24 protein-coding genes are annotated in these 25264 nt (G+C 31.7%); 13 read left to right on the top strand and 11 right to left on the bottom strand.

Annotated features, from left to right (window positions below; translation table 11 throughout):
• Positions 1 to 12: 12 nt before the first annotated feature.
• Positions 13 to 1926, bottom strand: a complete 1914-nt coding sequence (locus tag OQK60_RS09915) for an LTA synthase family protein (RefSeq protein ID WP_297686577.1) — start codon at positions 1924 to 1926, stop codon at positions 13 to 15.
• Between the two features lie 23 nt (positions 1927 to 1949).
• Positions 1950 to 3230 carry a glycosyl hydrolase gene (locus tag OQK60_RS09910; protein ID WP_297686575.1) on the bottom strand — a complete coding sequence of 427 codons (1281 nt, stop codon included), beginning with the start codon at positions 3228 to 3230 and terminating at the stop codon, positions 1950 to 1952.
• Positions 3231 to 3288: 58 nt separating this feature from the next.
• On the opposite strand from OQK60_RS09910, the gene OQK60_RS09905 reads away from it, so the two are divergent.
• Positions 3289 to 4248, top strand: a complete 960-nt coding sequence (locus tag OQK60_RS09905; RefSeq protein WP_297686573.1) for a glycosyltransferase family 9 protein — start codon at positions 3289 to 3291, stop codon at positions 4246 to 4248.
• On the opposite strand, the gene OQK60_RS09900 is transcribed toward OQK60_RS09905, so the two are convergent.
• The 8 genes from OQK60_RS09900 to OQK60_RS09865 form a co-directional block, all read right to left on the bottom strand.
• Positions 4245 to 4802, bottom strand: a complete 558-nt coding sequence (locus OQK60_RS09900) for an acyltransferase (RefSeq protein ID WP_297686571.1) — start codon at positions 4800 to 4802, stop codon at positions 4245 to 4247. The two genes, OQK60_RS09905 and OQK60_RS09900, sit on opposite strands and share 4 nt — an antisense overlap.
• 8 nt (positions 4803 to 4810) lie before the next feature.
• Positions 4811 to 5566 carry a glycosyltransferase family 2 protein gene (locus tag OQK60_RS09895; protein ID WP_297686569.1) on the bottom strand — a complete coding sequence of 252 codons (756 nt, stop codon included), beginning with the start codon at positions 5564 to 5566 and terminating at the stop codon, positions 4811 to 4813.
• Positions 5567 to 5573: 7 nt separating this feature from the next.
• Positions 5574 to 6317, bottom strand: a complete 744-nt coding sequence (locus OQK60_RS09890; protein ID WP_297686567.1) for a polysaccharide deacetylase family protein — start codon at positions 6315 to 6317, stop codon at positions 5574 to 5576.
• A complete protein-coding gene (locus OQK60_RS09885) occupies positions 6277 to 7011 on the bottom strand; it encodes a lipopolysaccharide kinase InaA family protein (protein ID WP_297686565.1) in 735 nt (244 codons plus the stop codon). The genes OQK60_RS09890 and OQK60_RS09885 overlap by 41 nt, the downstream gene beginning before the upstream one ends.
• The gene (locus OQK60_RS09880) at positions 6989 to 8206 is read right to left on the bottom strand and encodes an O-antigen ligase family protein (protein WP_297686563.1); all 1218 of its coding nucleotides are present in this window, start codon (positions 8204 to 8206) and stop codon (positions 6989 to 6991) included. Before OQK60_RS09880 ends, OQK60_RS09885 begins: the two co-directional genes overlap by 23 nt.
• A complete protein-coding gene (locus OQK60_RS09875; protein WP_297686561.1) occupies positions 8199 to 9296 on the bottom strand; it encodes a glycosyltransferase family 4 protein in 1098 nt (365 codons plus the stop codon). The genes OQK60_RS09880 and OQK60_RS09875 overlap by 8 nt, the downstream gene beginning before the upstream one ends.
• Positions 9297 to 9366: 70 nt before the next feature.
• Positions 9367 to 10359: a lipopolysaccharide heptosyltransferase I gene (gene waaC / locus OQK60_RS09870; RefSeq protein WP_297686560.1), complete on the bottom strand. Its 993-nt coding sequence runs from the start codon at positions 10357 to 10359 to the stop codon at positions 9367 to 9369.
• A 7-nt stretch (positions 10360 to 10366) separates the two neighbouring features.
• Entirely contained in the window at positions 10367 to 11455 is a 1089-nt protein-coding gene (locus OQK60_RS09865) for a glycosyltransferase family 4 protein (protein ID WP_297686558.1), read from the bottom strand.
• A 102-nt stretch (positions 11456 to 11557) separates the two neighbouring features.
• Between OQK60_RS09865 and OQK60_RS09860 the strand changes: the two genes are divergently transcribed.
• The 12 genes from OQK60_RS09860 to lgt all read left to right on the top strand — a co-directional run bounded on the left by OQK60_RS09860 (position 11558) and on the right by lgt (position 24644).
• Positions 11558 to 13267 (top strand): ABC transporter transmembrane domain-containing protein, encoded by a 1710-nt coding sequence (locus OQK60_RS09860; RefSeq protein WP_297686556.1) that lies wholly within the window; start codon positions 11558 to 11560, stop codon positions 13265 to 13267.
• A gap of 16 nt (positions 13268 to 13283) precedes the next feature.
• Positions 13284 to 14474 carry a UDP-N-acetylglucosamine 4,6-dehydratase gene (locus OQK60_RS09855; RefSeq protein ID WP_297686553.1) on the top strand — a complete coding sequence of 397 codons (1191 nt, stop codon included), beginning with the start codon at positions 13284 to 13286 and terminating at the stop codon, positions 14472 to 14474.
• A gap of 1 nt (position 14475) precedes the next feature.
• Complete coding sequence (locus OQK60_RS09850; protein WP_297686551.1) at positions 14476 to 15615, top strand: LegC family aminotransferase; 1140 nt, start codon at positions 14476 to 14478, stop codon at positions 15613 to 15615.
• Positions 15612 to 16193 (top strand): acetyltransferase, encoded by a 582-nt coding sequence (locus OQK60_RS09845; protein ID WP_297686549.1) that lies wholly within the window; start codon positions 15612 to 15614, stop codon positions 16191 to 16193. The genes OQK60_RS09850 and OQK60_RS09845 overlap by 4 nt, the downstream gene beginning before the upstream one ends.
• A complete protein-coding gene (gene neuB, locus OQK60_RS09840) occupies positions 16190 to 17188 on the top strand; it encodes an N-acetylneuraminate synthase (protein WP_297686547.1) in 999 nt (332 codons plus the stop codon). Before OQK60_RS09845 ends, neuB begins: the two co-directional genes overlap by 4 nt.
• Positions 17185 to 18351, top strand: coding sequence for a UDP-N-acetylglucosamine 2-epimerase (neuC, locus tag OQK60_RS09835; protein ID WP_297686545.1), 1167 nt, complete (start codon positions 17185 to 17187; stop codon positions 18349 to 18351). The genes neuB and neuC overlap by 4 nt, the downstream gene beginning before the upstream one ends.
• Entirely contained in the window at positions 18348 to 19394 is a 1047-nt protein-coding gene (locus OQK60_RS09830) for a nucleotidyltransferase family protein (protein ID WP_297686543.1), read from the top strand. Before neuC ends, OQK60_RS09830 begins: the two co-directional genes overlap by 4 nt.
• The gene (locus tag OQK60_RS09825; protein WP_297686541.1) at positions 19394 to 20080 is read left to right on the top strand and encodes an acylneuraminate cytidylyltransferase family protein; all 687 of its coding nucleotides are present in this window, start codon (positions 19394 to 19396) and stop codon (positions 20078 to 20080) included. The genes OQK60_RS09830 and OQK60_RS09825 overlap by 1 nt, the downstream gene beginning before the upstream one ends.
• Positions 20070 to 21077 carry a polysialyltransferase family glycosyltransferase gene (locus OQK60_RS09820; protein WP_297686539.1) on the top strand — a complete coding sequence of 336 codons (1008 nt, stop codon included), beginning with the start codon at positions 20070 to 20072 and terminating at the stop codon, positions 21075 to 21077. Before OQK60_RS09825 ends, OQK60_RS09820 begins: the two co-directional genes overlap by 11 nt.
• A gap of 69 nt (positions 21078 to 21146) precedes the next feature.
• Positions 21147 to 22514: an oxygen-independent coproporphyrinogen III oxidase gene (gene hemN, locus OQK60_RS09815; RefSeq protein ID WP_297686537.1), complete on the top strand. Its 1368-nt coding sequence runs from the start codon at positions 21147 to 21149 to the stop codon at positions 22512 to 22514.
• Positions 22515 to 22517: 3 nt separating this feature from the next.
• Complete coding sequence (locus OQK60_RS09810; RefSeq protein WP_297686535.1) at positions 22518 to 23798, top strand: (Fe-S)-binding protein; 1281 nt, start codon at positions 22518 to 22520, stop codon at positions 23796 to 23798.
• 9 nt (positions 23799 to 23807) lie between these two features.
• Positions 23808 to 24644, top strand: coding sequence for a prolipoprotein diacylglyceryl transferase (gene lgt / locus OQK60_RS09805; RefSeq protein WP_297686533.1), 837 nt, complete (start codon positions 23808 to 23810; stop codon positions 24642 to 24644).
• Between the two features lie 83 nt (positions 24645 to 24727).
• Here the strand turns inward: lgt and OQK60_RS09800 are convergent, their stop codons facing one another.
• Complete coding sequence (locus tag OQK60_RS09800; protein WP_297686531.1) at positions 24728 to 25222, bottom strand: DUF2062 domain-containing protein; 495 nt, start codon at positions 25220 to 25222, stop codon at positions 24728 to 24730.
• Positions 25223 to 25264: the final 42 nt, after the last annotated feature.

Genomic DNA, 25264 nt, shown 5'->3' with positions numbered 1-25264 from the left:
CTTTAGTTCTTATCATTTTGCCCATCTATTATTTTGGAGTAATTGTGCTTCTGCCGTATCAATTGCGAAAAGTAATTTTTTTGTTTTTTCAAGATTTTTGTCATCCACTGATTTAGCAACTATATCTTTAAAATTGTATTGAATATACCCATCATCTGTTATAAGTCCTATAAGATTTCCGGCAAAGAAGTAGGCAAATCGTTCATTGATGTCTTTATCAAAGAGTGAACTTCCAATAGTTGTAATATCCGTTTCCCATCCTAACATATCGACAATAGTCGGAAATATATCATTTTGAGAACCAAGAGTTTTAATTTCTTCAGCTTCAAATATTTTAGGTGCATACATGATTAGTGGAATCCTAAAGTGTTCAATGCCATCTAATGGTTTATCATCTGGTCTATACTCTTTACCAATACTGTTGAGGGCACTTCCGTGACCATGATCTGATGTAAATATGAAGATAGTTCTATCAAACCAAGGTTCTTTTTTTACTTTTTCCATAAATCTTCGTATGGAATCATCGGTATAATAATATGCGTTCAAGGCGCCATTATAGTTTTTTAAGTCATGTGGAAATTTTTCATATTTGGAGTGTGGGAGTTTAAAATCAGAGTGAGTTGTACATGTAAATGCAAAACCCAAGAAAGGCTCTTTCATTTTATTTAGTTTATTACGATAAAAATCAAGCATATTATAGTCAAAGGTTCCGGTATTAGGTTCGTGACCGGCTTCTACATCTTCTACATTGGGCATGTCTTCTGCACCGTAATATTCATCAAATCCGGCAAGGTTACTGATAGAATCGACTCTGTATGAACCTCTATTGCCAGCTTGCATAGAGATTGTCGAGTACCCGTTTTCTTTAGCTGTAGTTCCAAGGTAGCTTAAATTAGATAGTTCAAGCCCTTTGCCAAGATAGTGAAATCCTTGTGGTATTGTAACACTCGTGAAAATAGAAGTGATTCCAAAGATTGATCTATATCCATTTGAGTAAAAGTTTGTAAATTTAAGCCCTTCTTGGCTAAGTTTTTTAAAGTAAGGTGTGACATTTAGTTCTTTGTATTTTGTAAATCCGTCAAGATGTTCAGCCCCGAATGATTCAAGCAGTACTATTACAACATTGTATTGCGGTTTATCTTTTTTACTGTAACGCCTAAGAAGTGGGTATTCATCATCTATGAACTCTGTATTTGAAGATCTCATAGCTTCTTTAGTTGTTTTAATGGCTTCATCAAGCTTTAATAGATTGTGTTTTGTAGACTCGTTTGCTGTTCTGTAGATTGTAAAAAAACCACTAAGTGCCAGGTTTCCGCTACTGACTTTATTTACTGCATAAGCATCGCTAATTCCAAAAGCTTTACTTCCAAAATTGTTTCTGATACCAATAAACAGAATTAAAATAGTAATAAAAGCTATTATTACGATATGTCTTCCGTCAATAAAGTTTTCTATATGTTTTGTAAAAGTCTTAAGGACTAAATATAAAAATATAAAGCTAAAAAGTGTTGCTCCGATTGTGTATGGCAACATCGAACCAAGTGCCATACTAATAATAATGTCCATATCGTTACCAAGGTTAAAAAGTTCACTTGAGATATGTCTGTGAATGTAATGATAGTAAAGCACATCACTGAAACTTAGGATAAATATCATATTTAAAACAAGTGCCCAAAGTATAGCAATAGCTGCTCTTTTTTTAGTTCCTTTTAGAAACAGTAGTAATAAAATAAATATAGAAGAAAAAGTAAATATTGTTATCATGTCGACACGAAAGCCCATAAACAAGGAGTAAAAAAACTCATATGTCGTAAGATTACTAAAATCATCAAGATAAAAATTATAAAGAGTCAGTCGTATAAGCATCAAAGCTACAAAGCTAAAAATGACAACTTTAATTATAGGCGATAGTTGATGTTTATGCATTGTCTGTTTTTTCCATAGCGCAATTATACCGCGTCTTGTATATAAATATATAGTGGCGAAGAGCCTATATCTAAAGTTTTGTTTTTTATAAGTTTTCCATCTCTAGAGTACACTGTAAAGAAATCTTCATTGTTAAGAGTTGTAGGCTTTAGAGACCAATGTATTTGTAAAATAGTGTTGTCTACTAAACACTGAAGTATATAGTATCCTCTTTTTATGTCAAGTCTTAAAAATTGTGCATTTTTTAAGTTTTTTACCATAAATTTATATGTTGTGAATACTGAGCGTTTTTTAATCGTATCTCTATTATCTATAAGACCATATCCTGGTGCAATTAATTGATGCCAAGAAACTGAGTCAACCTGCTGAGAAGCGAATGCAAGTAGATAGTATCTAAGCATAAAATCAGCATATGATTCTTCATCAACACACTCATACTCACTAGTAGGTGCATAAGGTGCTGTACCGGTAATGGGCCAGTTAGTCTCGGTAATGTGTAACTCCTGTTTAACTTTTGGACTTAACCAGACCATAGTACTAAGAAGTGCTATCTTATCCGAAAGAGTAAAGCCCATTTGTTCATTTTCTGGGGCACCGCGTCTGTCTACATAAAGTAGCGAAGAAATCCCATCATAGCTGTATTTAAAGAAGTTAAAAAGCGTATGAGCTGTAAAATGATATTCAAAGTCTATAACTCCACTTCCTATTAATTTGATATGCTTGTCCTCCTTGGTTGAGGGTGAAAACTTTTTTGTTTTCAAATCATAAGCAGTTTTATAAAATTTGTTGTACTCATCTACACTAAAAAAGCCCCATTTAGCCCTGTTTATGGTCGAACCGATTTCAAAGATATCTACATGTTCATTTAGTTCTGAAAAGATAGTATATAAATCTTTTTTTAGAAGTTCTAAATCTTCTACATGTTCTCTGTCTTGGAGTATTTTTAGAGTTACTTTTTTATCTTTACATTTTAGTAAAAATTCTTTAAGTTCATCAAGTGTATCCATCTCCCAGAGTTTTAAACGAACTAGGATTCTATTGATATCCAGCTCTTCAATGAATCCTAGTGTAAGCTCTGGCTCTTTTTGATAGTCTACACCGATGCAGAAAAAATCTTCTGAGCTTATCTGTTTTCTTTTTACAAAAGGCATCATGATAAGTGAAAAAGGAAGTATGACAAGAGCAGTCAAAAATGTTTTTAAAAGTGAAGTGAACTCTCTTTTTCTCATTTGCTTCTTATAGCTTTTATCTTTTAGTGGGTAAGGTTGGTCGGAATAGCTATCCCATACATAAGGTTCTTTCATAAGGCGAATTATATCCTTTTTAAGGTAAAATAATCCATTAAATTTTTAGGGATATTTTTTGAATATACTTGTAGTTCGTACGGATAAACTAGGTGACTTTGTGACTGCTCTTCCAACTATGTATGTGTTAAAGAATCATAATCCTCAAAATAGGATTATTGCTTGTGTAGCTCCAATGAACAAAGGTTTGGCTGAAGCATGTGACTTTATTGATGAGGTAATAGTTGATGATGGCTCTAGTATATGGAAATTTATTAAAAAACTCAAAGAAGCAAAGATAAATGCCTCAATAACTTTGTTTTCAAATACTCGTGTAGCTGTTGCGCAGTTTTTGGCAAGGATACCTAAGCGCATTGCACCAGCTACAAAAATTGCTCAAATATTTTACACTAAAAGAGTTTTACAAAGACGAAGTGAAGTAAAAATGGCTGAGTTTGAGTATAACTTACAACTTACAAAATCTTTATTTAGCGATATTAGTCTGGAGTACAAAAAACCACTGTTAAAGTTTGATGATGCAAAGAATATTAACTATGTATTTTGCGCAAACCATGATATTGAAAAAGAGATAGTAGCTTTTCATGTTGGCTTTGGAGGTTCAAGTGATGCTAATTGGACTCTTGATGAGTATGAAATTTTAATTCGTGAAGTATTGAAACAAAATAAATATCAAGTTGTTATGACTTTCGGCCCTGATGAAAAAGAGTTGTATGAAAATATGCAAAACAGGTTCTTTGGCGAGAATGTGATTTTTTATCTCTCTCTTGAAGGCTTAGTCTATTTTGCAAAACTGGTAAGTAGCTTTAAACTTTTTATCAGTACATCAACCGGGACATATCATATTGCTTCATTAGTTGGGACTCCAACTATGACTTTTTTCGCAGATTCACTTTTTGCGAGTTCAAAGAGATGGAAAAGTGTTGGGGACGAATCTCTGCAAAAGCACTATATGATTCCAAGTGATAAAGAAAAAAGAGAAGAACTTTTTGAAAAAGTAAAAAGAGAATTGCTAGCTTAGTGATCCCAGCTAATATCTTGCTTAATAATTTTGGCAGGATTTCCAGCAGCAATTGAATGCTCTGGTATTGATTTTGTCAAAACAGAGTTTATGCCAACAATAGAGTTGTTTCCCACTTCTACGCCTTTTAGTATAGTTACATTATCTGCTATCCAGACATTGTCGTTTATGATGATATCTTTCGCATGATTTATAATTTTACTGTTTTGATATATTGGGTGTCCATCTGATGTCATAAGTTTTGCATTTCTCGAAAGCATACAGCCATCACCAATCTTCAGTTTTGTATTTGTCTCTTTTGCTGACAGATAACACTCATCGCCAATAATACAGTTCTTGCCAATAGTTACACTACAATTATCTCCAACAATTTCAATAAAAGAGTTTCTTATATGTGCATTACTTTTTATATGTAAAGTGTTATTTGATCCTTTAATAACTATTTTCGTTTTTGAGATTTTTAGTGATTTTTTATCGTCAAGCACTATTTTATTATTAGTACCTTTTACTCTAATTTTGTTTTTAAGTTTTTGTATTATTGTAAATGGACTCATTTATTGCTTCATGTGTTTTGTTTTTTGTCTTTATTTAGTTCATACAGTTTTATATATTTGTAGAAGTTCGTTGCCATATGAGAAAATGCAATGACCAAACCAGCATAACCGTCTAAAAAACCTCTTTTGAAAAAGTATGTCTTTATAAAAGAAAATATACCGTTGAAGATGGCTTTTGTCGGAGATGAGTTCTTTTTGCCAACATTGTCATTTGCGAATAAAGAGGAATATCTATCAATTTTTATAATAAAATCACTAATCGAAGTGTAACTATAGTGTTTTATATTACCATCTAACATGTTATGTTCAGGGTTTGTGTCTATGATATTTTCATGAACTAAATTATCATTAAATTTTGTTACAGTTTTGTTATAAACTCTTTTAATTTTTTGATTGCTCCATCCACAATGTTTTATTTGTATCTCTTTGTAGTATGCTATAAAGTTTAGGGAATATACTCTGTTTTTATCTAAGACCTTTGTCTTTAGTGTATTAAGTAGTTCATTATCTACAACTTCATCGCTGTCTATTATGATTATCCAATCATTTTTTGCATATGATGCTGCTTTGTTTTTTGTTGGTCCAAAACCTATAAAGTCACCCTCAATTAAATTGACATTAGCATATCGTTTTGCTATTTCTTGTGTACCATCAGATGAACCATTGTCAAATACAACAACATCATTAAACTCTTTTAATGCATCTAATGTACTAGAAATAGAAGTAGCACCATTTTTTACAATTATAACTGCACTTATATTCATGATTGTCCTAAAAAGATTTTATAAAAGATTTTATTCTGTATTTTAACATATTAGTATAAGAAAATATAGATTTTTCATTCTTTAAGTTGTCTGCATTAATCCTATAAATAATCCCATTTATTCCGTCGAAGTTTTTATTTATGCCATTTCCGATTCTAAATAGATATTTATACTCTTTTTTTGCCATTGTTAAGACAGTTTCATCGTACTTACCATACGGGAAAATTAAACTGTCACACTTTATGCTTAATTTTTCTTCTAAAATTTGTTTTGATTTTTGCAGTTCATATTTTAGGTTATCACATGTAGATAAATTAGTATGACTATGTGAATGTGATGCTATTTTAACATGACCACTTTCGCTCATCTCTTTAAGTTCTTTAAATGTACAAAATGGAGCTTGATCAATGTGACTATAAGTGTCATCATGCATAATAGCCAGTCGGTCTTTTTTTTGTATATTAGTATCATCTAAAATAAATTTTGTAGGCACTGCTAAAATGGCTTTTAAGTTTAATTCTTTAAGTAGTGGAAAAACATATTCATAAAAGTTGTAAAACCCATCATCAAAAGTTAAGCATATGTCTTTACCTTTAAGTGTGTCTTCGGGAAATACGACATTGAAATTGTTTTTTATATATAACAAGTGCTCTTTAAAAATTGATAGTTTGTTTGAATATTTATCAGAATTAATATTATGATACATTGTACTAATCAACAACTTTTTGTCCCCGTTTTCTTTTTTTAGCATTTTTTCGATCTTTATGTGCTTGAGAATATTTAAGTGCAATTTCAATACATAATCTTTCATCATTGTTTGTTAGTTTTGAATACTTTTTTATTATGGTGGTTAAATCATCATCTTTTGCCCAAAGTTTAGAAAAATTTTTAAGTCTATCATCCAAGTTTAGAGTTTTAAACTGCATTCTATTAATGTCAACTATTTTAAATATATAGTTATTTGCTTCTTTTTTTATAAGAATATTTCCAGGGGAGTAGTCTAAATGAAAAATACCATTTTCGTGAAGCTTTAGAGTAAATTTTGCAAATGCTTTAAAAATATTTTCTTTATCTTTAAAATTGCCATCTAGCAATGGTTCGCGTATAGTGAAATCATAATTAAAATTTTCACTTACAAAATAGCTGTCGTTTATTAAACCAAATTTTCTAAACTCTATAAAGCCTATTGGTTTAGGCACAAAGTCAACTATTTTAATACTATTTATATATGATTTTTTTGCTTTTGAATCTTTAAAAAATGTATATATGATTTTGTTTATAATATTTGGAATTTTAAAAGATTTTACTACAAGCTCTTTATTGTCAAAGTTAATTATTTTTATCTCATTTCGTGCTTTATGAATAGAGTTATTTGATTTTGAAAAGTAACTTTTTATATCTTTTAATAAATTTATATATTTGTTATCTGCTATGTCTAGCTTCATTCTCTTGCCTTGATTCAGCTATAAATATTCCCACAAACAGAGCTAAAAGTGCTTCGCCAAATTGTGAATGAAACATGGTCTCAAATATAGAAGATATTGAATATACTATTACAAAAATAATTAACATATTTTTATACTCTCTATTGTGTATTTTTAGAGTAATAAGTGAGTATATGAACATCATATATAAGATAAATCCAATAATACCAAGTTGAGCTAGTGGTTGAATATAGTTACTATGGTAACTATTGGTATGTTTAATGTTACTCATATCAGGGTAGTATTTGTCTATATAGTCATTAAGAACATTCATTTCACAAGAGACACCAAGCCCAGCTACAGGATTATCAAGAAAAATCTTTGTTCCTACAGTCCACATTGATATTCTTTGGCCAAGAGAGCCTTTATGATTAGAATCAAGAATATTTTTAGACTCAGCTATAGAAGTATGAACCCTTGATTTAAATACCGGACTTACATTGTATGCTGTAAATAATATAGCAGTAAGTAAAACAAACATACTTGCAAAAGCTACTACTCTATGTTTAATATTTAAGATACCAACTACAAAGATAGAGAGTATAAATGCTAATTGTCCAGTCCTGCCACCATTTAAAAAGAGGTTTGATGTAGCTGTTAAAAAATATAAAAAATATATTGCTCTCCACTTTAACTCAGTCTCTTTAAAAAGTCTGTTTAGTATTAAAAGTGAAGTGAAGGCTAAAAACATTGAGTACTGAACATGACTCATAAAAGGTGTCGGGTCTGATGGACTGCTATGTCTGGTCGACCATAGTTCAAGAAAGATACCATATGAGATGATTTCACTTACTAACATACCTAACAAAAAAGCGGATACACCATGGTATATAAATCTTTTCTCTACTGTTGTGGCTATGACAAAGATTGGTAAAAAATACCAGTATTTTCTAATATAATACAGACCACTGCTGACATTATCTGTCCACAAAAGAGAGAGCAAACTAAAAGCTACAAAAGCAACTAGGTAAATAACTGCTTTGTTTGATTTTAAAAAGTTTATTTTTTCTCTAAAGTCATCTGTGAATAACCAAAGAATAAAAAGCAGTGCAGTAAGCAGTGTTATGGCAGCCCTTGATAAAGGAAGTAAAAAAGCATATAACACAAATATATAGTTTATGTAGCTATTTAATGTTATATTTTTAAATTTAATCATTTGATTCCCTTAGTAATGACTCAAAATATTCAATGTATTTTTCAGCTGTGGCTTTGTGAGATAGTTTGTCATTGATAATGTTTTGTGAATTAGCAGTTAAGCGCTCCAATGTCTCTGGAGAGTTATATAGAAGTCTTGTTTTTTGAGCTATTGCTTTTGCATCTTTGATTGGAACTATAAACCCATTAACATCATCTTCTATGATTTCAAGGCTGCTTTCATTTGCTGATGCAATAACCGGAGTTTTGCTGGCCAGGGATTCAAGTATTACGCGAGGTAAACCCTCTTTTCTTGTTGAAGCATGTATTAAAACATCAGATGCTGCAATGATCTGTGGTACATCACTTCTGTATCCAGTAACATGAATTCTATTTTCCATACCACTATTTTTTATCTCTGATAGGTAGGGTTCTTGCGATATTTTATTTCCTATTAGAAGAATGTGTAAGTTTTCTAAATCAGCTAGTTCATAAGCCGCTTTAATAACATAAATCAAACCCTTGTGAGGTCTTACATTTGCAACAAAAGCAACATTGAAATTATTTGAGTTTGTGTTAAACTCATCTAGATTTGTAGGCATTTGGTTATACCATGATACATCATGCCCTTTGTATATAGTGACAATCTTTTTTGATTTTGAAAAAACCTGTTTTGATACATGGTTTGTAACTGCTTGAGATACGCAAATGACACCGTCTACTCTTGGATTTAATGCATTTAAATATGAACTTGGATCATGACGATAGAGTCCGCCGGTTGTTCCTCTGTAGCTCACTAGTTTGACTTTAGTAGCTACACAAGCAAATGTGGCATTTGAAATTGCCCTAGAGTTCGTAGCATAAATGATATCAATATTTTTTTCTTTAATTGTTTTTTTAATTAATTTAATACTTTTGATGCTTATTTTTTTGTTGAAGGTTGTATCTATTATATCAATTTTATACTTATCAAATCTGGCTGAATAAGCACTCTCTTTTTGAGTCATAAGTGTAATATTGTGCCCAGCTTTAGCCAAAGATATATAAATTTCCAGTTCGGGTCTAACACTGTTAAATGAGTCGTTTGATGATGTTAGTACTAAAATATTCATAATTTACAATATGACCTTAATTAAGGATTCTAATTTTTAATAATTAAATTCTGTGGATTTTATCTAAAGTTTACTTATAAGCAGATTTTTGCAGTTTATTGGCTATTTTAACGATTTTGGCTACTTCTATTTCATATATTGAAAAGTCATTTTTATTTAGTCTGTAATGATTTATCTTACTGCTTGATTTTATGACTTTGTTGATTGGTGTGATATAAACACGATTTATTGGAGTTGGACCAAAAATAGTTATTGATGGAATATTTAGACCCCATGCCATATGCGTTGGTCCTGTGTCATTTCCTATAAGCAAATTGCATTTTGAGATGACATATTTTAAGTCGTTTAAAGAGCCTTTTGGAAGTACATGTAGATATTTTGATTGCTCTTGCATCCAAAGTGCTTTTTGATGTTCTTCCTCACTTCCCCAAACTATGTAAGTTTCTGTTTTTAACTCTTTTGCAATTTCTACAAACTTCTCTTTTGGATAGTTTCTGCTCTCCCAAGTTGAACCTATGACAAATAGGTTGAAAATATCCGGTAGATTTTCTACATGTGAAGAAGAAAAAAGAAATTTTTCTTTATTGATTATTTTCTCGCTTGTAACCTCTATTCCAAGTGGTTTACAAATAACGGTTGCATTTCTGTCAATTGTATTTGCGTCATAAGGTATATGTACTTTTTTGTTATAAAAAATAGAAGCTATCCCTTCACGAATTGAATCTTTATCAAAACCTGCAATAATTTTTGCACCTATTATTTTAGAAACAATTGCAGATTTGAGTAATCCTTGAGCATCTATAACAATATCATAATTATTTTTAGAGTAAGTCTTCAAAATTTTATATTGAGTAAATATTTCGCTTTTTTTCTTTTTGATAGATTTTATATTTACAGCTAAGATGTTGTCAATATGAGGATTGTTTTCTAAAATACCTTTGAATCCGCTCTCGACAACCCAGTCTATTTTAGCATCCGGTAATTCTTGTTTTATAAACTGTAGAGCCACCATCGCGTGTATGATATCTCCCATAGCCGATAATTTAACTATGCATATTTTCATAATAGTATTAACATTTGTCTATAATGTCATATAGTTTTTCAACTTGTGTGTCATGGTCAAAAACTTTTTTTACTTTTTCATAACCAGCCTGTGCCAAAGCTTCTTTTTTATCTGTATCATTATATAAAAATTCTATTTTTTTGGCTAAGTCGTCACTAGTTCTATCAAACAAAAGACCATTTATATTATCATCGATTATCTCAAGAGGACCGCCATTATTAGTAGCGATCATGCATATTTTATTTGCCATAGCCTCAATGACAACAAGTCCAAAAGTCTCTTTTTTTGTAGCTAGGACCATGGTGTCGCAAAGTTGCATATGCTCATTGACATCTCTGGTAAAGCCTGTAAATATTATATTGTTTTGTAAATTTAAACTCTTAATTTGTGTTTTTAATTTGTCAAGATAGTTTTCATCCATAGTATGTCCAATGATTAAAGCTTTGATGTTTAAGTTTTGTAGTTTTTTAATTGCATCAATTAGTATATATTGCCCTTTTTCAGACTCAATTCTACCAACCATACCAACTATAAATTCGTTTTCTTTGATTTTATATTTTTCTTTAAACTGGTCAATTTTTTCTTTATCAACTTTAGGTTCATTAACACCTAGGTAAACTACTTCAATAGGAGGTCTTATAAAGTCAGGTATAAACTTTTGCATCTGTTCTTTTACTTGATTTGTAACAGCATGAAGTATATCTATGTTTTTGTATAACCAATTATGATACATGTCATCTTTAAATCTTGTCATGCTCATGTGCCTAGAGTGTATTATTTTTGGTTTTCTTTTACTTAAAAGCTTTCCAAGAACAACGGTTATTATATCTTTTCCCCAGTGAAAATGAATAATATCTACATCATTTGTATCTATAAATTTTGCAAGTTTTAAGGCAGGTAAAAAAGGCAAGAGCTTGTTTCGTTTTAAAGTGAACTTATTTTTATCATCTACCGACTTGTCGAGTTTAGTATCGGGTGCAACCATTAAACTACATTTTGTTTTAGTTTGAAAGCATTTAAAATAATCTACAACACATAGCTCCAATCCACCAAAGCCATGCGCAAGACAAAATTCCAATATATGTTTGTTTTTCATGAGTGAATTTTACATAAAAAAGTATGAATATAAGATAATTTACAGGCTATTTTTATTTTTTAGCTAGAATACAGACTTAAATAAGAACTTTTGGAATAATTATTGAAAAAAACTTTAAAGCGATATCTACCATATATAAAAGATTATAAATTACAATATTTTTTAGTATTAATCGGTATACTTTTTACTGTTAGTGCTACAGCTGCAACAGCACATATTATGAAACCTTTGATGGATGAGATGTTTATTGAAAGAAAAGCAGAGATGCTCTACCTTATTCCAATTGGTTTAATCGTTATATACATCTTTAAGTCAGTTGGCAGATATATTCAATCGGTCTTTATGAAATATATAGGCTTGCATATCATCACTAGACTTAGAGAAACACTTCTTGAAAAAATCATCAATCTTGACATGGCTTTTTTGTATGTAAACCGTAGCGGTGAGCTTATATCAAGGATTACTAATGATATAGAAAGAATTCGTTATTTTGTATCAAATATGTTACCGGAGCTTTTTCGTGAAAGTTTGACTGTTGTTGCTCTTATAGGATATGTTATATACTTAAATCCAATGTTGGCATTCTACTCTTTAGTTGTTTTGCCAGCTGCTATTTATCCACTAATATACATAGCTAAAAAATTAAAAAAATATTCTCACAGATCACAAGAGAAAAATGCAGATGTTGTTAGTAGGCTTACAGAAGTTTTTAATAACAGTGAAATTATAAAAGCAAATGCAACTGAAAAATTTGAGATGGATCGTTTTAACATTCAAAATTGGCAGTTTTTTAAGATAACTATGAAGTCTGTTTATGTTGGAGATATCGTCTCACCTATGATGGAGTTGATTGGGGCAGTTGGACTTGCAGCAGTTATTTTTATTGGGGCTAGGGAAGTTTACAATGAAAACATGAGTGTTGGAGAGTTTACAGCCTTTTTGACAGCTGTTGGACTTGTATTTCAACCTATTAGAAGAATAGGTTCAATATATTCAAAAATTCAAGATGCAATAGCGGCAAGCGAAAGAGTGTTTGAAATTTTAGACACAAAGAGTAAAATAATTGATGGAGAAAAATTTCTTCAAGACAATATTGTACATGTAGAGTTTAAAAATGTAAAATTAAAGTATGAAGATTCATATGCATTAGATGATGTAAATATAAATATAAAACAGGGCGAGAACATAGCACTCGTTGGAGATAGTGGAGGTGGGAAAAGCACATTTATAAATATGCTTCTTCGTTTTTATGACCCGGATGAAGGCGAAGTACTAATAAACAATACTAATATAAAAGAGTTTAATCAAAACTCATTAAAACATCATATCTCTCTGGTGTCACAGAGAATTTATATATTTCAAGACACTCTTGCGGCGAATGTCGCTTATGGTCAAGAGATTGATGAGGATAAAGTAAATGAAGCGCTAAGGCTTGCTGATGCATCTGATTTTGTTAACTCACTTGAAAATGGAATTCATACAACGATGGAAGAGTTTGGTGTAAATTTATCTGGAGGACAGAGACAAAGAGTCGCTATTGCAAGAGCTATTTATAAACACTCTTCACTTATCCTTTTTGATGAAGCGACATCCGCACTTGATAATGAGAGTGAAAAGAGAATTCAAAAAGCTTTGGATGAGTATACAAAAGACAAGATAACCATAACAATTGCTCACAGACTTGGTACAATTGAACATGCTGATAAAATTTTGGTTCTGCAAAAAGGAAAGATAGTTGCAAGTGGAAAGCATAGTGAGCTTTTGGCAAATTCTGAGGTCTATCAAAGATTGGCTGGACAGTTTGAAAAATAAAGAGGAAATAAAATAGATGAGTCAAATGCTAAAACTAATCGGCAGAGAAAAAGAGCTGTTTGAAAAAGATATTAACAATAACGACAAAGAATTAAAAAGTATAGTTTCATCTTCATCTTTTTTGGTTATCGGCGGTGCCGGCTCAATCGGTCAAGCTGTCACAAAAGAGATATTTAAACGCAATCCTAAAAAACTACATGTAGTGGATATAAGTGAAAACAACATGGTTGAACTGGTTCGCGATATACGAAGTTCCTTCGGCTACATTAACGGTGATTTTCAGACTTTTGCTCTTGATATCGGTTCTGTAGAATATGATGCGTTTATAAAAAATGACGGCAAATATGATTATGTTTTAAACCTCTCAGCACTTAAACATGTAAGAAGCGAAAAAGACCCATTTACTCTAATGAGAATGATTGATGTGAATGTATTTAATACTGATAAAACCCTTCAACAATCAATAGATAACGGTACTAAAAAATATTTTTGTGTCTCAACTGATAAAGCAGCAAATCCAGTTAATATGATGGGTGCTAGTAAGCGAATCATGGAGATGTTTTTGATGAGAAAATCACTAGAAATAAATATCTCGACTGCCAGATTTGCCAATGTAGCATTTTCGGATGGCTCACTTTTGCATGGATTTAATCAACGCATTCAAAAACAGCAACCTATAGTTGCTCCAAATGATATTAAAAGATACTTTGTAACACCACAGGAGTCAGGGGAGTTATGTCTCATGTCTTGTATCTTCGGTGAAAATAGAGACATATTTTTTCCAAAACTTAGTGAGGAGTTGGACCTTATATCTTTTGCAGATATAGCAGTAAAATATCTTGAAAATCTAGGCTATGAGCCATATCTGTGCAGTGATGAAGATGAGGCAAGGGAACTAGCTAAGACTTTGCCTAAAGAAGGAAAGTGGCCTTGTCTATTTACATCTAGCGATACAACAGGTGAGAAAGATTTTGAAGAGTTTTTTACAGATAAAGAAGTTTTAGATATGCAAAGATTTGAAAATCTTGGCGTTATTAAAAACGAGGCTTTGTTTGATGAAGATAAGTTGAATTTTTTTACTAAAACTATGCAAGGTTTTAAACAAAATCTCTCATGGACAAAAGAAGATATAGTAAAAGAGTTTTTTAAAATGATTCCAAATTTTGGACATAAAGAGACCGGTAAATATTTAGATGGGAAGATGTAATATGCAAAAAATTGTAGATTTTATTCAGGATACTTTTAAAACAAAAGAGTTTATCCCCTTACATGAACCAAGATTCATTGGAAATGAGAAAAAATATTTAAACGACTGCATTGACTCTACATTTGTCTCAAGTGTCGGTAAATATGTCGATACATTTGAAGCAGAATTTGCTAAAAGGGTTAGTGCTAAATACGCAGTAGCAACTGTAAACGGTACAGCAGCTCTTCATATATCCCTCCTTCTAGCAGATGTGACTAAAGATGATGAAGTAATAACACAACCGCTTACTTTTATTGCTACATGTAATGCAATAAGCTACATCGGGGCAAAACCTATTTTTGTTGATGTTGATTTGGATACTATGGGTTTATCTCCTAAGTCTTTAGAGGAATTTTTAAAAGATAACTGTGAAATAATAGGCAACAGATGCATAAATAAAACTACTAAAAAAACAATTAAAGCATGTGTCCCGATGCATACATTTGGTCACGCTTGTAAAATTGAGGATATAAAAGATATATGTAATGAGTGGCATATAGCTTTAGTTGAAGATGCAGCTGAGAGCTTAGGTTCATACTATAATGAAAAACATACAGGAACATTTGGAAAAGTAGGTGCATTTTCTTTTAATGGAAATAAAATCATTACTTCTGGTGGTGGCGGTGTTATAGTAACTGATGATGAAACACTTGCGAAAAGAGCTAAACACCTCACGACGACGGCTAAAATTCCACATAAATGGGAATATGTTCATGATGAGATAGGGTATAACTACAGAATGCCTAATTTAAATGCTGCTTTGTTAGTTGCTCAATTGGAAAAATTAGATGATTTTATAGATTCTAAAAGAAATTTAGCCTTGAAATATGAAGAGTTTTTCAGTAGCATTGATGATATTGATTTTATAAAAGAACCTGAAAATTCAGTATCCAACTATTGGTTGCAGGCAGTAATTGTTAAAGATGTAAAAAACAGGGATGACTTTTTAGATTTTACAAATAAAAATGGAGTCATGACAAGACCAATTTGGAAGCTTATGAATGAATTAGATATGTTTAAAGATTGTCAATGTAGTAATTTAGAAAATTCAAAATATTTAGAACAGAGAGTTGTAAATATACCAAGTAGTGTGCGATTATGAAAGAAAAAATACTTTTAATCGGTGGTGGTGGCCATTGTCGGTCAGTCATAGATGTAATTGAGCTAGAAGATAAGTACACCATTGCAGGAATAATTGATAAAAAAGAACTAATTGGCCAAGAGATTTTAGGTTATAAAGTTATTGGTTGTGACGATGATTTAGAAGAATTGTTTCAAAAATATAAATATGCACTTATAACCATAGGACATATAAAATCAAACCTGCTAAGAGTTAAACTCTTTAATATACTAAAAGGCATAGGCTATGATTTACCTCTTATTGTTTCACCATTGGCTTATGTATCTAAACACTCTACAATTGATGAGGGCACAGTGATAATGCATCAGGCGTTAATAAATTCAAATGTTAAAGTAGGAAAAAACTGTATAATAAACTCAAAAGCATTGATTGAGCATGATAGTATTATAGAAGATAATTGTCATATATCAACAGCTTCGGTAATTAACGGCGATGTAAAAGTGGAAGAGGGAACTTTTTTCGGCAGTAATGCTACCTCAAAAGAGGCGATTGTGATAGAAAAAAGTAGTTTCATTAAGGCTGGGAGTTTACAAAAATGAGCGTATTTATAATAGCAGAAGCCGGCGTAAATCATAATGGTTCAATAGAACTTGCAAAAAAACTTATTGACGCGGCAGTAGAAGCTGGTGCTGATGCTGTTAAGTTTCAAACTTTTAAAACAGAAAACTTAGTGTCTAAAAATGCGCAAAAAGCCCAGTATCAAAAAAAGAATATGAACGACAAAGATGATTCACAGTTTAATATGCTTAAAAAGTTAGAACTTGATGTAGAAACTCATCATGAACTTATCTCATACTGCAAATCAAAAAATATCATGTTTCTCTCAACTCCTTTTGATCATGACAGTATTGACATGTTAGATGATTTAGGACTTGAAATATTTAAAATTCCAAGTGGTGAAATAACAAATTTACCATACTTAAGACACATAGGAAAACTAAACAAAAAAGTTATACTCTCAACCGGTATGGCAGATATTGGCGAGATAGAAGATGCTTTGGATGTGTTGGTTGGCGAGGGAACTAAAAAAGAGAACATTACCGTGCTTCATGCTAACACAATGTACCCAACCCCCATGGAAGATGTGAACTTAAAAGCGATGGTAACTATAGGAAATACTTTCGATATAGCATTTGGATACAGTGACCACACTTTAGGTATAGAAGTTCCTGTTGCTGCAGTTGCTATTGGAGCTAGTTGTGTTGAGAAACATTTTACACTTGATTGTACTATGCAAGGACCAGATCATAAAGCTTCACTAGAACCAGATGAGCTCCAAGCAATGGTAAAAGCTATACGAAATATTGAGCTGGCATTGGGCAGTAGTGTAAAAAAACCATCTGAGAGTGAAAAACCAAATATAAAAATTGCCAGAAAGTCTATAGTAGCAAACTGTGAAATTAAAAAAGGTGAAATTTTTACTGAAAAAAATCTTGGTATAAAAAGACCAGGTAATGGTATTAGTCCGATGAGATGGGATGAGGTGATCGGAACAAGCGCCATGAAAGATTATAGTGAAGATGATTTGATATGAAAAGAAAAATATGTGTAGTAACTGGAACGAGAGCAGAATATGGCTTGCTTTATTGGCTCATGAAAGAGATGGGGTCTGATAATGAATTAGAACTTCAACTGATTGTTACAGGTATGCATCTAAGCCCAGAGTTTGGATTAACATATAAAATAATAGAAAATGATTTTAAAATTGACAAAAAAATAGAGATGCTTTTGTCATCAGACACTTCTGTTGGCATCTCAAAATCTATGGGTTTGGCTCAGATAAGTTTTGCGGAGGCTTATGAAGATTTAAAACCTGACATGTTGGTAGTGCTTGGTGATAGATATGAAGTATTTAGTGCAGTAAGTACTGCTATGATTGCTGGAATTCCAATTGCGCATCTTCATGGTGGTGAGACAACTGAGGGTGCATTTGATGAATCGATTAGGCATAGTATTACAAAAATGAGTCATTTACACTTTACGGCAACAGATGAGTATAAAAATAGAGTAATCCAGCTTGGTGAACATCCAGATAGAGTTTTTAATGTTGGTGGCTTGGGTATAGATAATATTAAAAAGCTTAAGTTATTATCTAAAGAAGAGTTTGAGAAATCAATTGATTTTAAACTAAATAAAAAAAATATTTTAGTTACTTTTCATCCTGTTACTTTGGAAAATTCTACTGCAAAAGATCAATTTGGGGAACTGCTTGATGTTATAGATGAACTAGAAGATACAAATATAATACTTACAAAAGCAAATAGTGATACAGATGGAAGAGTTATAAATCAAATGATAGATGAATATGTATCAAATAACAGTGATAAAGCTGTTGGATTTACTTCATTAGGGCAGTTGAGATACTTAAGTGCTTTACAGTGGATAGATGCAGTGGTAGGAAATAGTTCAAGTGGACTTTTAGAAGCACCAACATTTAAAATAGCAACTATAAATATCGGAGATAGACAAAAAGGTCGTCTAATGGCAGATAGTGTTATTAATTGCAGTTCAAAGTATAAAGATATAAAAGAGTCATTTGAAAAAATATATTCAAGAGATTTTAAAAAAATACTAAAAGAGACACAAAACCCATATGGAAATGGTGGTGCTAGTGTTAAAATAAAAGAGTGTATAAAAAGCTTTAGTTTAGAAGGTATATTGAAAAAATCATTTTACGATATAAAGGTTACAGAATGAAAAACTATAAAAATGTTTTGTTAAAACCAACATCAACAGTAAAAGAAGCTTTAAAAATAATAGACAGTGGTGCTATGCAAATTGCTATTGTAATAGATGAAAATGAAAAATTACTAGGAACAATAACTGATGGAGATATAAGGAGAGGACTTTTAAACAATATTTCTCTTGATGACTCTATAGAAACTATAATATATACAACACCAACTGTAGCAAATATTAGTGACACTAAAGAAGAGATTTTAAAAAAAGCACTTGATAAAAAATTGCATCAGATACCAATAGTGGATAATGAAAATAGAGTTGTTGGACTAGAGGAAATTGATGAGCTTGTAAGACCACAAGTAAAAAATAATAAAGTCATTTTAATGGTTGGAGGGCTGGGCACAAGGCTTGGATCTCTAACAGAGAACACTCCAAAGCCAATGTTGAAAGTTGGAGATAGGCCAATTTTGCAAACTATTGTAGAAAAATTTGCTGAGTATGGATATGTAAATATTGTAATGTGTGTAAATTACAAATTTCAAATAATAAAAGATTTTTTTGGTAACGGCAGTGAGTTTGGAGTAAATATTGAGTATGTTCTAGAAGAAGAAAGAATGGGTACAGCCGGCGCACTAAGTTTACTTAAAACTGTACCAACAGAACCATTTTTTGTAATGAATGGAGATCTTTTAACAAATGTAAATTTTGAGCATCTTCATAAATACCATAATTCAAATAATTCAGTATCAACAATGTGTGTAAGGGAATATGACTTTCAAGTTCCTTATGGTGTAGTGAATTTAGATGGTAACCAGATAGTGTCTATAGATGAAAAACCAGTTCATAAGTTTTTTGTAAGTGCAGGAATATACATGTTGTCACCTGAGGTATTAAAGTATATACCTGAAAATAAATTTTATGATATGCCAACACTTTTTGAAAAGCTAATAAGTGAAAAACAAAATACAGTATCATTTCCACTTCGAGAATATTGGCTTGATATCGGAAGAATAGAAGAGTATAAAAAAGCCAATGATGAGTACGATGAGGTGTTTTAATGTATAAAGATAAAACTTTTTTAGCAATTATCCCTGCGCGAGGTGGGAGCAAAAGACTGCCTAGAAAAAATATTTTAGATTTAGCAGGAAAGCCGCTTATAGCTTGGACTATAGATGCTGGATTAAAAAGTAAATTTATAGATAAAGTCGTTGTTACAAGCGATAATGATGAAATATTAAATATAGCAACAAAGTTTGGTGCACAAATCATAAAAAGACCATATGAACTTGCCACTGATAAAGCTACTAGTTTTGATGCGGTTGAGCATACAATTAATAGCTTTGATGATTATGACTACATTGTATTGCTACAACCTACATCACCATTGAGAAATGAAGTGCATATTGATGAAGCAATAAAATTACTAGAGACTAAAAAGGCTGATGCAATTGTATCAATATGTGAAATGGATCATTCTCCTCTTTGGTCAAATACTCTGTCAGAAGATATGAGTATGAGCGGATTTTTAAGAGATGAAGTTTTAAATAAAAGAAGCCAAGATTTAGATACTTACTATAGACTAAACGGTGCTATATATATCTGTAAAACTGATAAATTATTAAAAGAAAAATCATTTTACATAAAAAATGATATATATGCGTACAATATGGATAGAAAAAGTTCTATTGATATTGATGAAGAGATTGATTTTGAGATCGCAAAAGTAATGTTAAATGAAAAATAATTTAAAAAATTTATTTATATTGAGATCACCACTACAGATAATTAATGCACTGGATGCAATAGAGCATTTTAATTTAGAGAATAACATAGTAGTTCCGGTGTATAATCGCTCTGATAGCAATACGCAACAAATGAAGAAATTATTAAGCCTCGGAAAATGGGAACAAATAATTCATATAGAGGAATCTTTTAAGTCGAAATTTTTTAGATATGTAAAAATAATAAGAGCTTTAAAAAAACATAACTATAAGAATATTTTTATTGGAGAGCTTGGAATATTTTACAAAATAGTTGTAGCTAACACAAAAAAAGAAAAGGTTTTTCTTTTAGATGATGGCACTGTAACTATGAAATATTATAATAAGTTTATTATACATGATAAGTACAATAAGTATAATTTTAGGGAACTTAGATTTTTATTTGCAGGATTGAAAATCAAGGTTAGAGATAAAGTTAATTTGTATACTTATTTTGATTTAAAACCGGTACATGGGATAGAAGTTGTGAAAAACAACTTGAATTATTTAAAAAGAAAATATTTAAAAGATGCGAAAAAAGACACCAGTGTAATATACTTCATAGGGCAACCTTTAGATGATGTGAATGTAATTGATGTTCAAATGTATAAAAAAGTTTTAGAAAATATCATCAAAATGTATCAAAAAAAAATTGTATATATTCCACATAGGTCAGAATCTGAAAAACTCAAACAAACGATAGCCTCTATAGATAATCCTCTATTTGAAGTGAATAATTTAAATAAGTCAATTGAGATGTATCTTTTAGAGGAAAAAATATACCCTATGCATATAATGTCATTTTCTTCGACAGCTTTAACAACATTAGGCATGGTTTATGAAGATAGTCAAATAAATGTCATTAAGATTCCTGAAAATAGTAATAATAAAGAGTATTTTGATAACTTTTTAAGGGAATATTATAATAGTACAGACCAAAGTAAAATTATTACATTTAAAGATTTAGGGATAATTAAATAAAAACTTTATGAGTATTTCAACTCTTTTTAGAGATAATCGCGGTAACTATATAAAAAATGGACTATTAATATGTTAGATTTTGCAAAATTTACAAAGTACTCAAAACCAGGACCTCGTTATACGAGTTACCCAACAGCACTAGAATTTAGTGACTCGTTTGGATACGATGAGTATATACAAAAGCTAGAGTCTCAAGACTCTTCTCGACCACTTAGTCTGTATTTCCACCTGCCTTTTTGTAAAAATGCATGTTATTTTTGCGGATGTAATGTTGTTTTCACTTCTAAAGAAGACAAAATGCTTCGTTATATGGAGTATTTAAAAAGAGAGCTGAAAATACTTTCTTCACATGTAGATTGTAAGCGAGATGTTATTCAGATGCATTTTGGTGGCGGTACACCGACATTTTTTAGTGCTTCTCAATTAAAAGAGGTTATAGATGAGATTAAATCATTTTTTCCAAATTTTGTAGATGGTGCGGAGATTAGTTGTGAAATAGATCCTCGTCATATAGATGAAGATCAGATGCGTGTTATGAGCGAGTCTGGATTTAACCGTGTAAGTTTTGGTCTGCAAGATTTCAACGAAAAAGTTCAGCAAGCGGTTCATAGAATTCAACCGTATGGCATCTCAAAGGATGCAATGGATTTGGCAAGAAAATATAATATGGTCTCTGTAAATGTTGACCTTATTTATGGACTTCCATTTCAAACATTAGAGACTTTTAAAGAGACTTTAGCTCTTTCTCTGACACTAAATCCGGACAGATTTGCAATATTTAACTATGCACATGTTCCTTGGTTGAAAAAGACAATGCGTAAGATTGATGAGACAACTCTTCCTCTTCCAGATGAAAAACTTCAAATTATGCAGTATACAATCGATTTTTTAACTTCAAACGGCTATAAGATGATTGGTATGGATCACTTTGCAAAACCTGAAGATGAACTATTTCAAGCGATAGAAAAGGGTGAACTTCATAGAAATTTTCAAGGTTATACTACAAAAGGTGGAGCTGATTTGATTGGAGTAGGTCTGACTTCTATCGGTGAAGGTGTTGATTATTATGCTCAAAATCATAAAGACATGAAAGAGTATGAGGCTGCTATCGATGCGGATAAATTACCTTTTGAGAGGGGAATATCTTTAAATGAAGATGATTTAATCCGTCAGTATGTAATCATGGAGCTTATGAGCAACTTCAAGCTTGATATAAAAAGATTTGAGAAACTTTATAATGTAGAGTTTAAAACATATTTTGCAGATGCGATTGAAGCACTTAAACCTTTTGCCGAGGAAGAACTGTTAACTATGAATGATGATTTTATAGAGTGTAGCGAAACAGGAACTCTGCTTATTAGAAATATTGCAATGCCATTTGATGCATATATGAAAAAACACGCGGCAAGTTCTAAAACATTTTCTAAAACGGTATAAACATTGAGTAAAACGCCCCAGGATATTTTTGATTATGCAAATATAACAGATGATTGCATTAAGTGTGGAAAATGTATACCAGTCTGTACCATCCATAATGTAAATGCTGATGAGGTAACATCTCCTCGTGGTTTTTTAGACCTTTTGGGAGCTTATCAGCGAGGAAATCTAGAGTTAGATCAAAACGCAAAAGATATATTTGAGAGCTGTTTTTTATGTACTGCTTGTGTTGAAGTTTGTCCAAAGTCTCTTCCTACAGATATGGTCATAGAACAAGTCCGCTCAGATATTGCTAAAAAGTTTGGTATTGCTTGGTATAAGAGACTCTTCTTTATGCTTCTTCGTCATCGCTGGATGAATGATTTGGCTTTTAAGCTTGGTTGGGTGTTTCAGACATGCGGATTTAAAATCAAAGCAGATGCGGATTCAATGAATGCTAGATTTAATCTACCGATGTTAAAAGCAGACAGAGTACTTCCAAGTCTTAGAAAAACATCATTTTTAAACTCACATGTAGAAAATATAAATAATGGCGGAAAAAGAAAAGTGGCTATATTTATAGGATGTTTAGGCAACTACAACTATGTAGATGTCGGAAATTCACTTTTAGAGATTTTAGAACATTTAGAAATAGATGCATTTTTGGCAAAAGATCAAAAGTGTTGTTCTGCACCTGCTTACTTTACAGGTGATTTTTACACTGTTGATTATAATGCCAAGTTCAATATCGAGTACTTTGAGAGTTTTTCAAAAGATGTCGAGGCTATAATAGTTCCAGAAGCTACATGTAGCGCAATGCTCAAAATTGATTATGAACACTATTTTCACGACCAGCCTGAGTGGAAAGAAAGAGCTATAGCAATTAGAGACAAAATCTTTATGGCTACCGAGTGGCTGCAGCATCATACCGGGCTTGAAGAACTTTTAGCTTCAAAGAAAAAAGATACAAAAATTGTTACCTATCATGACCCTTGTCATGCAAGAAAGATGCAGGGAATCTTTATGGAGCCTAGAAATCTTATAAGTAAAAATTACGATATAAAAGAGATGAGTGATCCAAATAGTTGTTGTGGATTTGGCGGTGTGACCATGCAGAGCGAGAAGTATCATTTTGCTAAAGCAGCCGGTATTCCAAAAGCTGCAATGATAAATAAAACAAAAGCGGATGTTGTAAGCTCTGAGTGTAGTGCTTGTAGAATGCAGATAAACTCTTCACTTGGATATACAGACGCTAAGGCATTGTTTAAAAATCCTATTGAACTTATCGCTGAAGCGCTGAGATAATAAACCTACATGTCATCATGGAACAATATATATGAAACATTTGATCCGATAGCTTTTAGTCTCTTTTCTATACCGGTTCATTGGTATGGCATTATGTATGTTTTAGCTCTTGTGAGTGCTTTGTATATCGGAAAGTACTTTATTAAAAGAGATAAGCTAGACTTTAAAGGCGAAGAAGTCGACAGTTACTTTATATATGTAGAGATAGGTGTAATACTCGGTGCAAGACTAGGATACATTCTTTTTTACGACACCCAAACATTTTACTATCTTTCGCATCCTTGGCAGATATTTAACCCATTTCAAAACGGCGAATTTGTAGGCATACGAGGTATGAGTTATCATGGCGCTGTTTTAGGTTTTCTAATTGCTACTTACATGTACACTAAAAAGCATAAAATAGCACTAGGCAAGATAATGGACCTTGTTGCGATAAGCGTGCCTTTAGCCTTTGTATTTGGCCGTATAGGAAACTTTTTAAACCAAGAGCTTATCGGACGAGAGACTGATGTGCCATGGGGAATTTTAGTTGATGGAGTGTTAAGGCATCCCTCACAGCTTTATGAAGCCATTTTAGAAGGCATTGGTGTATTTATAGTTGTTTATATCTATAGAAACTATCAAAGATTCAGCGGAGAACTGATTTTAGTTTACGCTATCAGTTATGGAATTTTTAGAGCCATTGCAGAGATTTGGCGTGCTCCAGATGTTCAAATAGGTTATATATGCTGTGATGCAATTACCTTCGGACAGGTTCTAAGTCTAGGTATGAGCGCGGCAGCTTTAATAGCCTGGTTTTATTTTTATGGCAAAAGTAAAAATATAAAATCAAAAAATAATGCATAATTTTGCTGATAATGCGTTATATACGGCGAAAAATAATGGACGCGATAGAGTAGAGATATATAAGACTTAATTACTGAGTTTAATTATTTGTTTCTATGGTGGCGGTGAAGTTTTTTATCTCTATGGACTGAAGATATCCAAAAGCGATTTACTAGGTAATAAGCTAAGGATGAGACGACTACTGAATAAAAAACTGCTCCAGTGTACAGAGGAATAAATATATTTCCAATGTTTTCACTAAACCAATCCATCGTCATAACTACGGGAGTTGTATCCATGCCTAAAATATAACTTCCGGTGAGATACTCCATATAATACATTGCCGGCATGGTAAAAGGGTTGCTTAACCAGCACATTGCCAGAGCAATAGGAACATTAAACTTGCTAAAAGGTATAACGGCGATAACTGCCAGCATCTGCATCGGCATCGGTATAAAAGCAATAAGGAGACCTATGAAAATAGCTTTTGATACCATTCTTCTGCTAGTAGAGAGATACTCCGGCGGAATTTTATATTTTTTTATAAAGTCTTTTAATTTATGATGTTTACTTGTTTTTTTAAGAGTTTTTCTTATCATTATGTATACCATTATTACAAAGTGTAAAGATTATATCTATAA

The sequence above is a fragment of the Sulfurimonas sp. genome (assembly GCF_026196735.1).
In the GTDB taxonomy this organism is placed as follows: Bacteria; Campylobacterota; Campylobacteria; order Campylobacterales; family Sulfurimonadaceae; genus Sulfurimonas.
The sequence above is the reverse complement of the archived record's forward strand: the minus strand, read 5'-3'. Positions and strand labels throughout refer to the sequence as shown.

Bases quoted from the DNA above. Each gene is read 5' to 3' on its own strand.
- OQK60_RS09915 (WP_297686577.1), bottom strand. From the start codon at position 1,926: ATGCATAAACATCAACTATCGCCTATAATTAAAGTTGTCATTTTTAGC.
- OQK60_RS09910 (WP_297686575.1), bottom strand. From the start codon at position 3,230: ATGAAAGAACCTTATGTATGGGATAGCTATTCCGACCAACCTTACCCA.
- OQK60_RS09900 (WP_297686571.1), bottom strand. From the start codon at position 4,802: ATGAGTCCATTTACAATAATACAAAAACTTAAAAACAAAATTAGAGTA.
- OQK60_RS09895 (WP_297686569.1), bottom strand. From the start codon at position 5,566: ATGAATATAAGTGCAGTTATAATTGTAAAAAATGGTGCTACTTCTATT.
- OQK60_RS09890 (WP_297686567.1), bottom strand. From the start codon at position 6,317: ATGCTAAAAAAAGAAAACGGGGACAAAAAGTTGTTGATTAGTACAATG.
- OQK60_RS09885 (WP_297686565.1), bottom strand. From the start codon at position 7,011: ATGAAGCTAGACATAGCAGATAACAAATATATAAATTTATTAAAAGAT.
- OQK60_RS09880 (WP_297686563.1), bottom strand. From the start codon at position 8,206: ATGATTAAATTTAAAAATATAACATTAAATAGCTACATAAACTATATA.
- OQK60_RS09875 (WP_297686561.1), bottom strand. From the start codon at position 9,296: ATGAATATTTTAGTACTAACATCATCAAACGACTCATTTAACAGTGTT.
- waaC (WP_297686560.1), bottom strand. From the start codon at position 10,359: ATGAAAATATGCATAGTTAAATTATCGGCTATGGGAGATATCATACAC.
- OQK60_RS09865 (WP_297686558.1), bottom strand. From the start codon at position 11,455: ATGAAAAACAAACATATATTGGAATTTTGTCTTGCGCATGGCTTTGGT.
- OQK60_RS09855 (WP_297686553.1), top strand. From the start codon at position 13,284: ATGAGTCAAATGCTAAAACTAATCGGCAGAGAAAAAGAGCTGTTTGAA.
- OQK60_RS09850 (WP_297686551.1), top strand. From the start codon at position 14,476: ATGCAAAAAATTGTAGATTTTATTCAGGATACTTTTAAAACAAAAGAG.
- OQK60_RS09845 (WP_297686549.1), top strand. From the start codon at position 15,612: ATGAAAGAAAAAATACTTTTAATCGGTGGTGGTGGCCATTGTCGGTCA.
- neuB (WP_297686547.1), top strand. From the start codon at position 16,190: ATGAGCGTATTTATAATAGCAGAAGCCGGCGTAAATCATAATGGTTCA.
- neuC (WP_297686545.1), top strand. From the start codon at position 17,185: ATGAAAAGAAAAATATGTGTAGTAACTGGAACGAGAGCAGAATATGGC.
- OQK60_RS09830 (WP_297686543.1), top strand. From the start codon at position 18,348: ATGAAAAACTATAAAAATGTTTTGTTAAAACCAACATCAACAGTAAAA.
- OQK60_RS09825 (WP_297686541.1), top strand. From the start codon at position 19,394: ATGTATAAAGATAAAACTTTTTTAGCAATTATCCCTGCGCGAGGTGGG.
- OQK60_RS09820 (WP_297686539.1), top strand. From the start codon at position 20,070: ATGAAAAATAATTTAAAAAATTTATTTATATTGAGATCACCACTACAG.
- hemN (WP_297686537.1), top strand. From the start codon at position 21,147: ATGTTAGATTTTGCAAAATTTACAAAGTACTCAAAACCAGGACCTCGT.
- lgt (WP_297686533.1), top strand. From the start codon at position 23,808: ATGTCATCATGGAACAATATATATGAAACATTTGATCCGATAGCTTTT.
- OQK60_RS09800 (WP_297686531.1), bottom strand. From the start codon at position 25,222: ATGATAAGAAAAACTCTTAAAAAAACAAGTAAACATCATAAATTAAAA.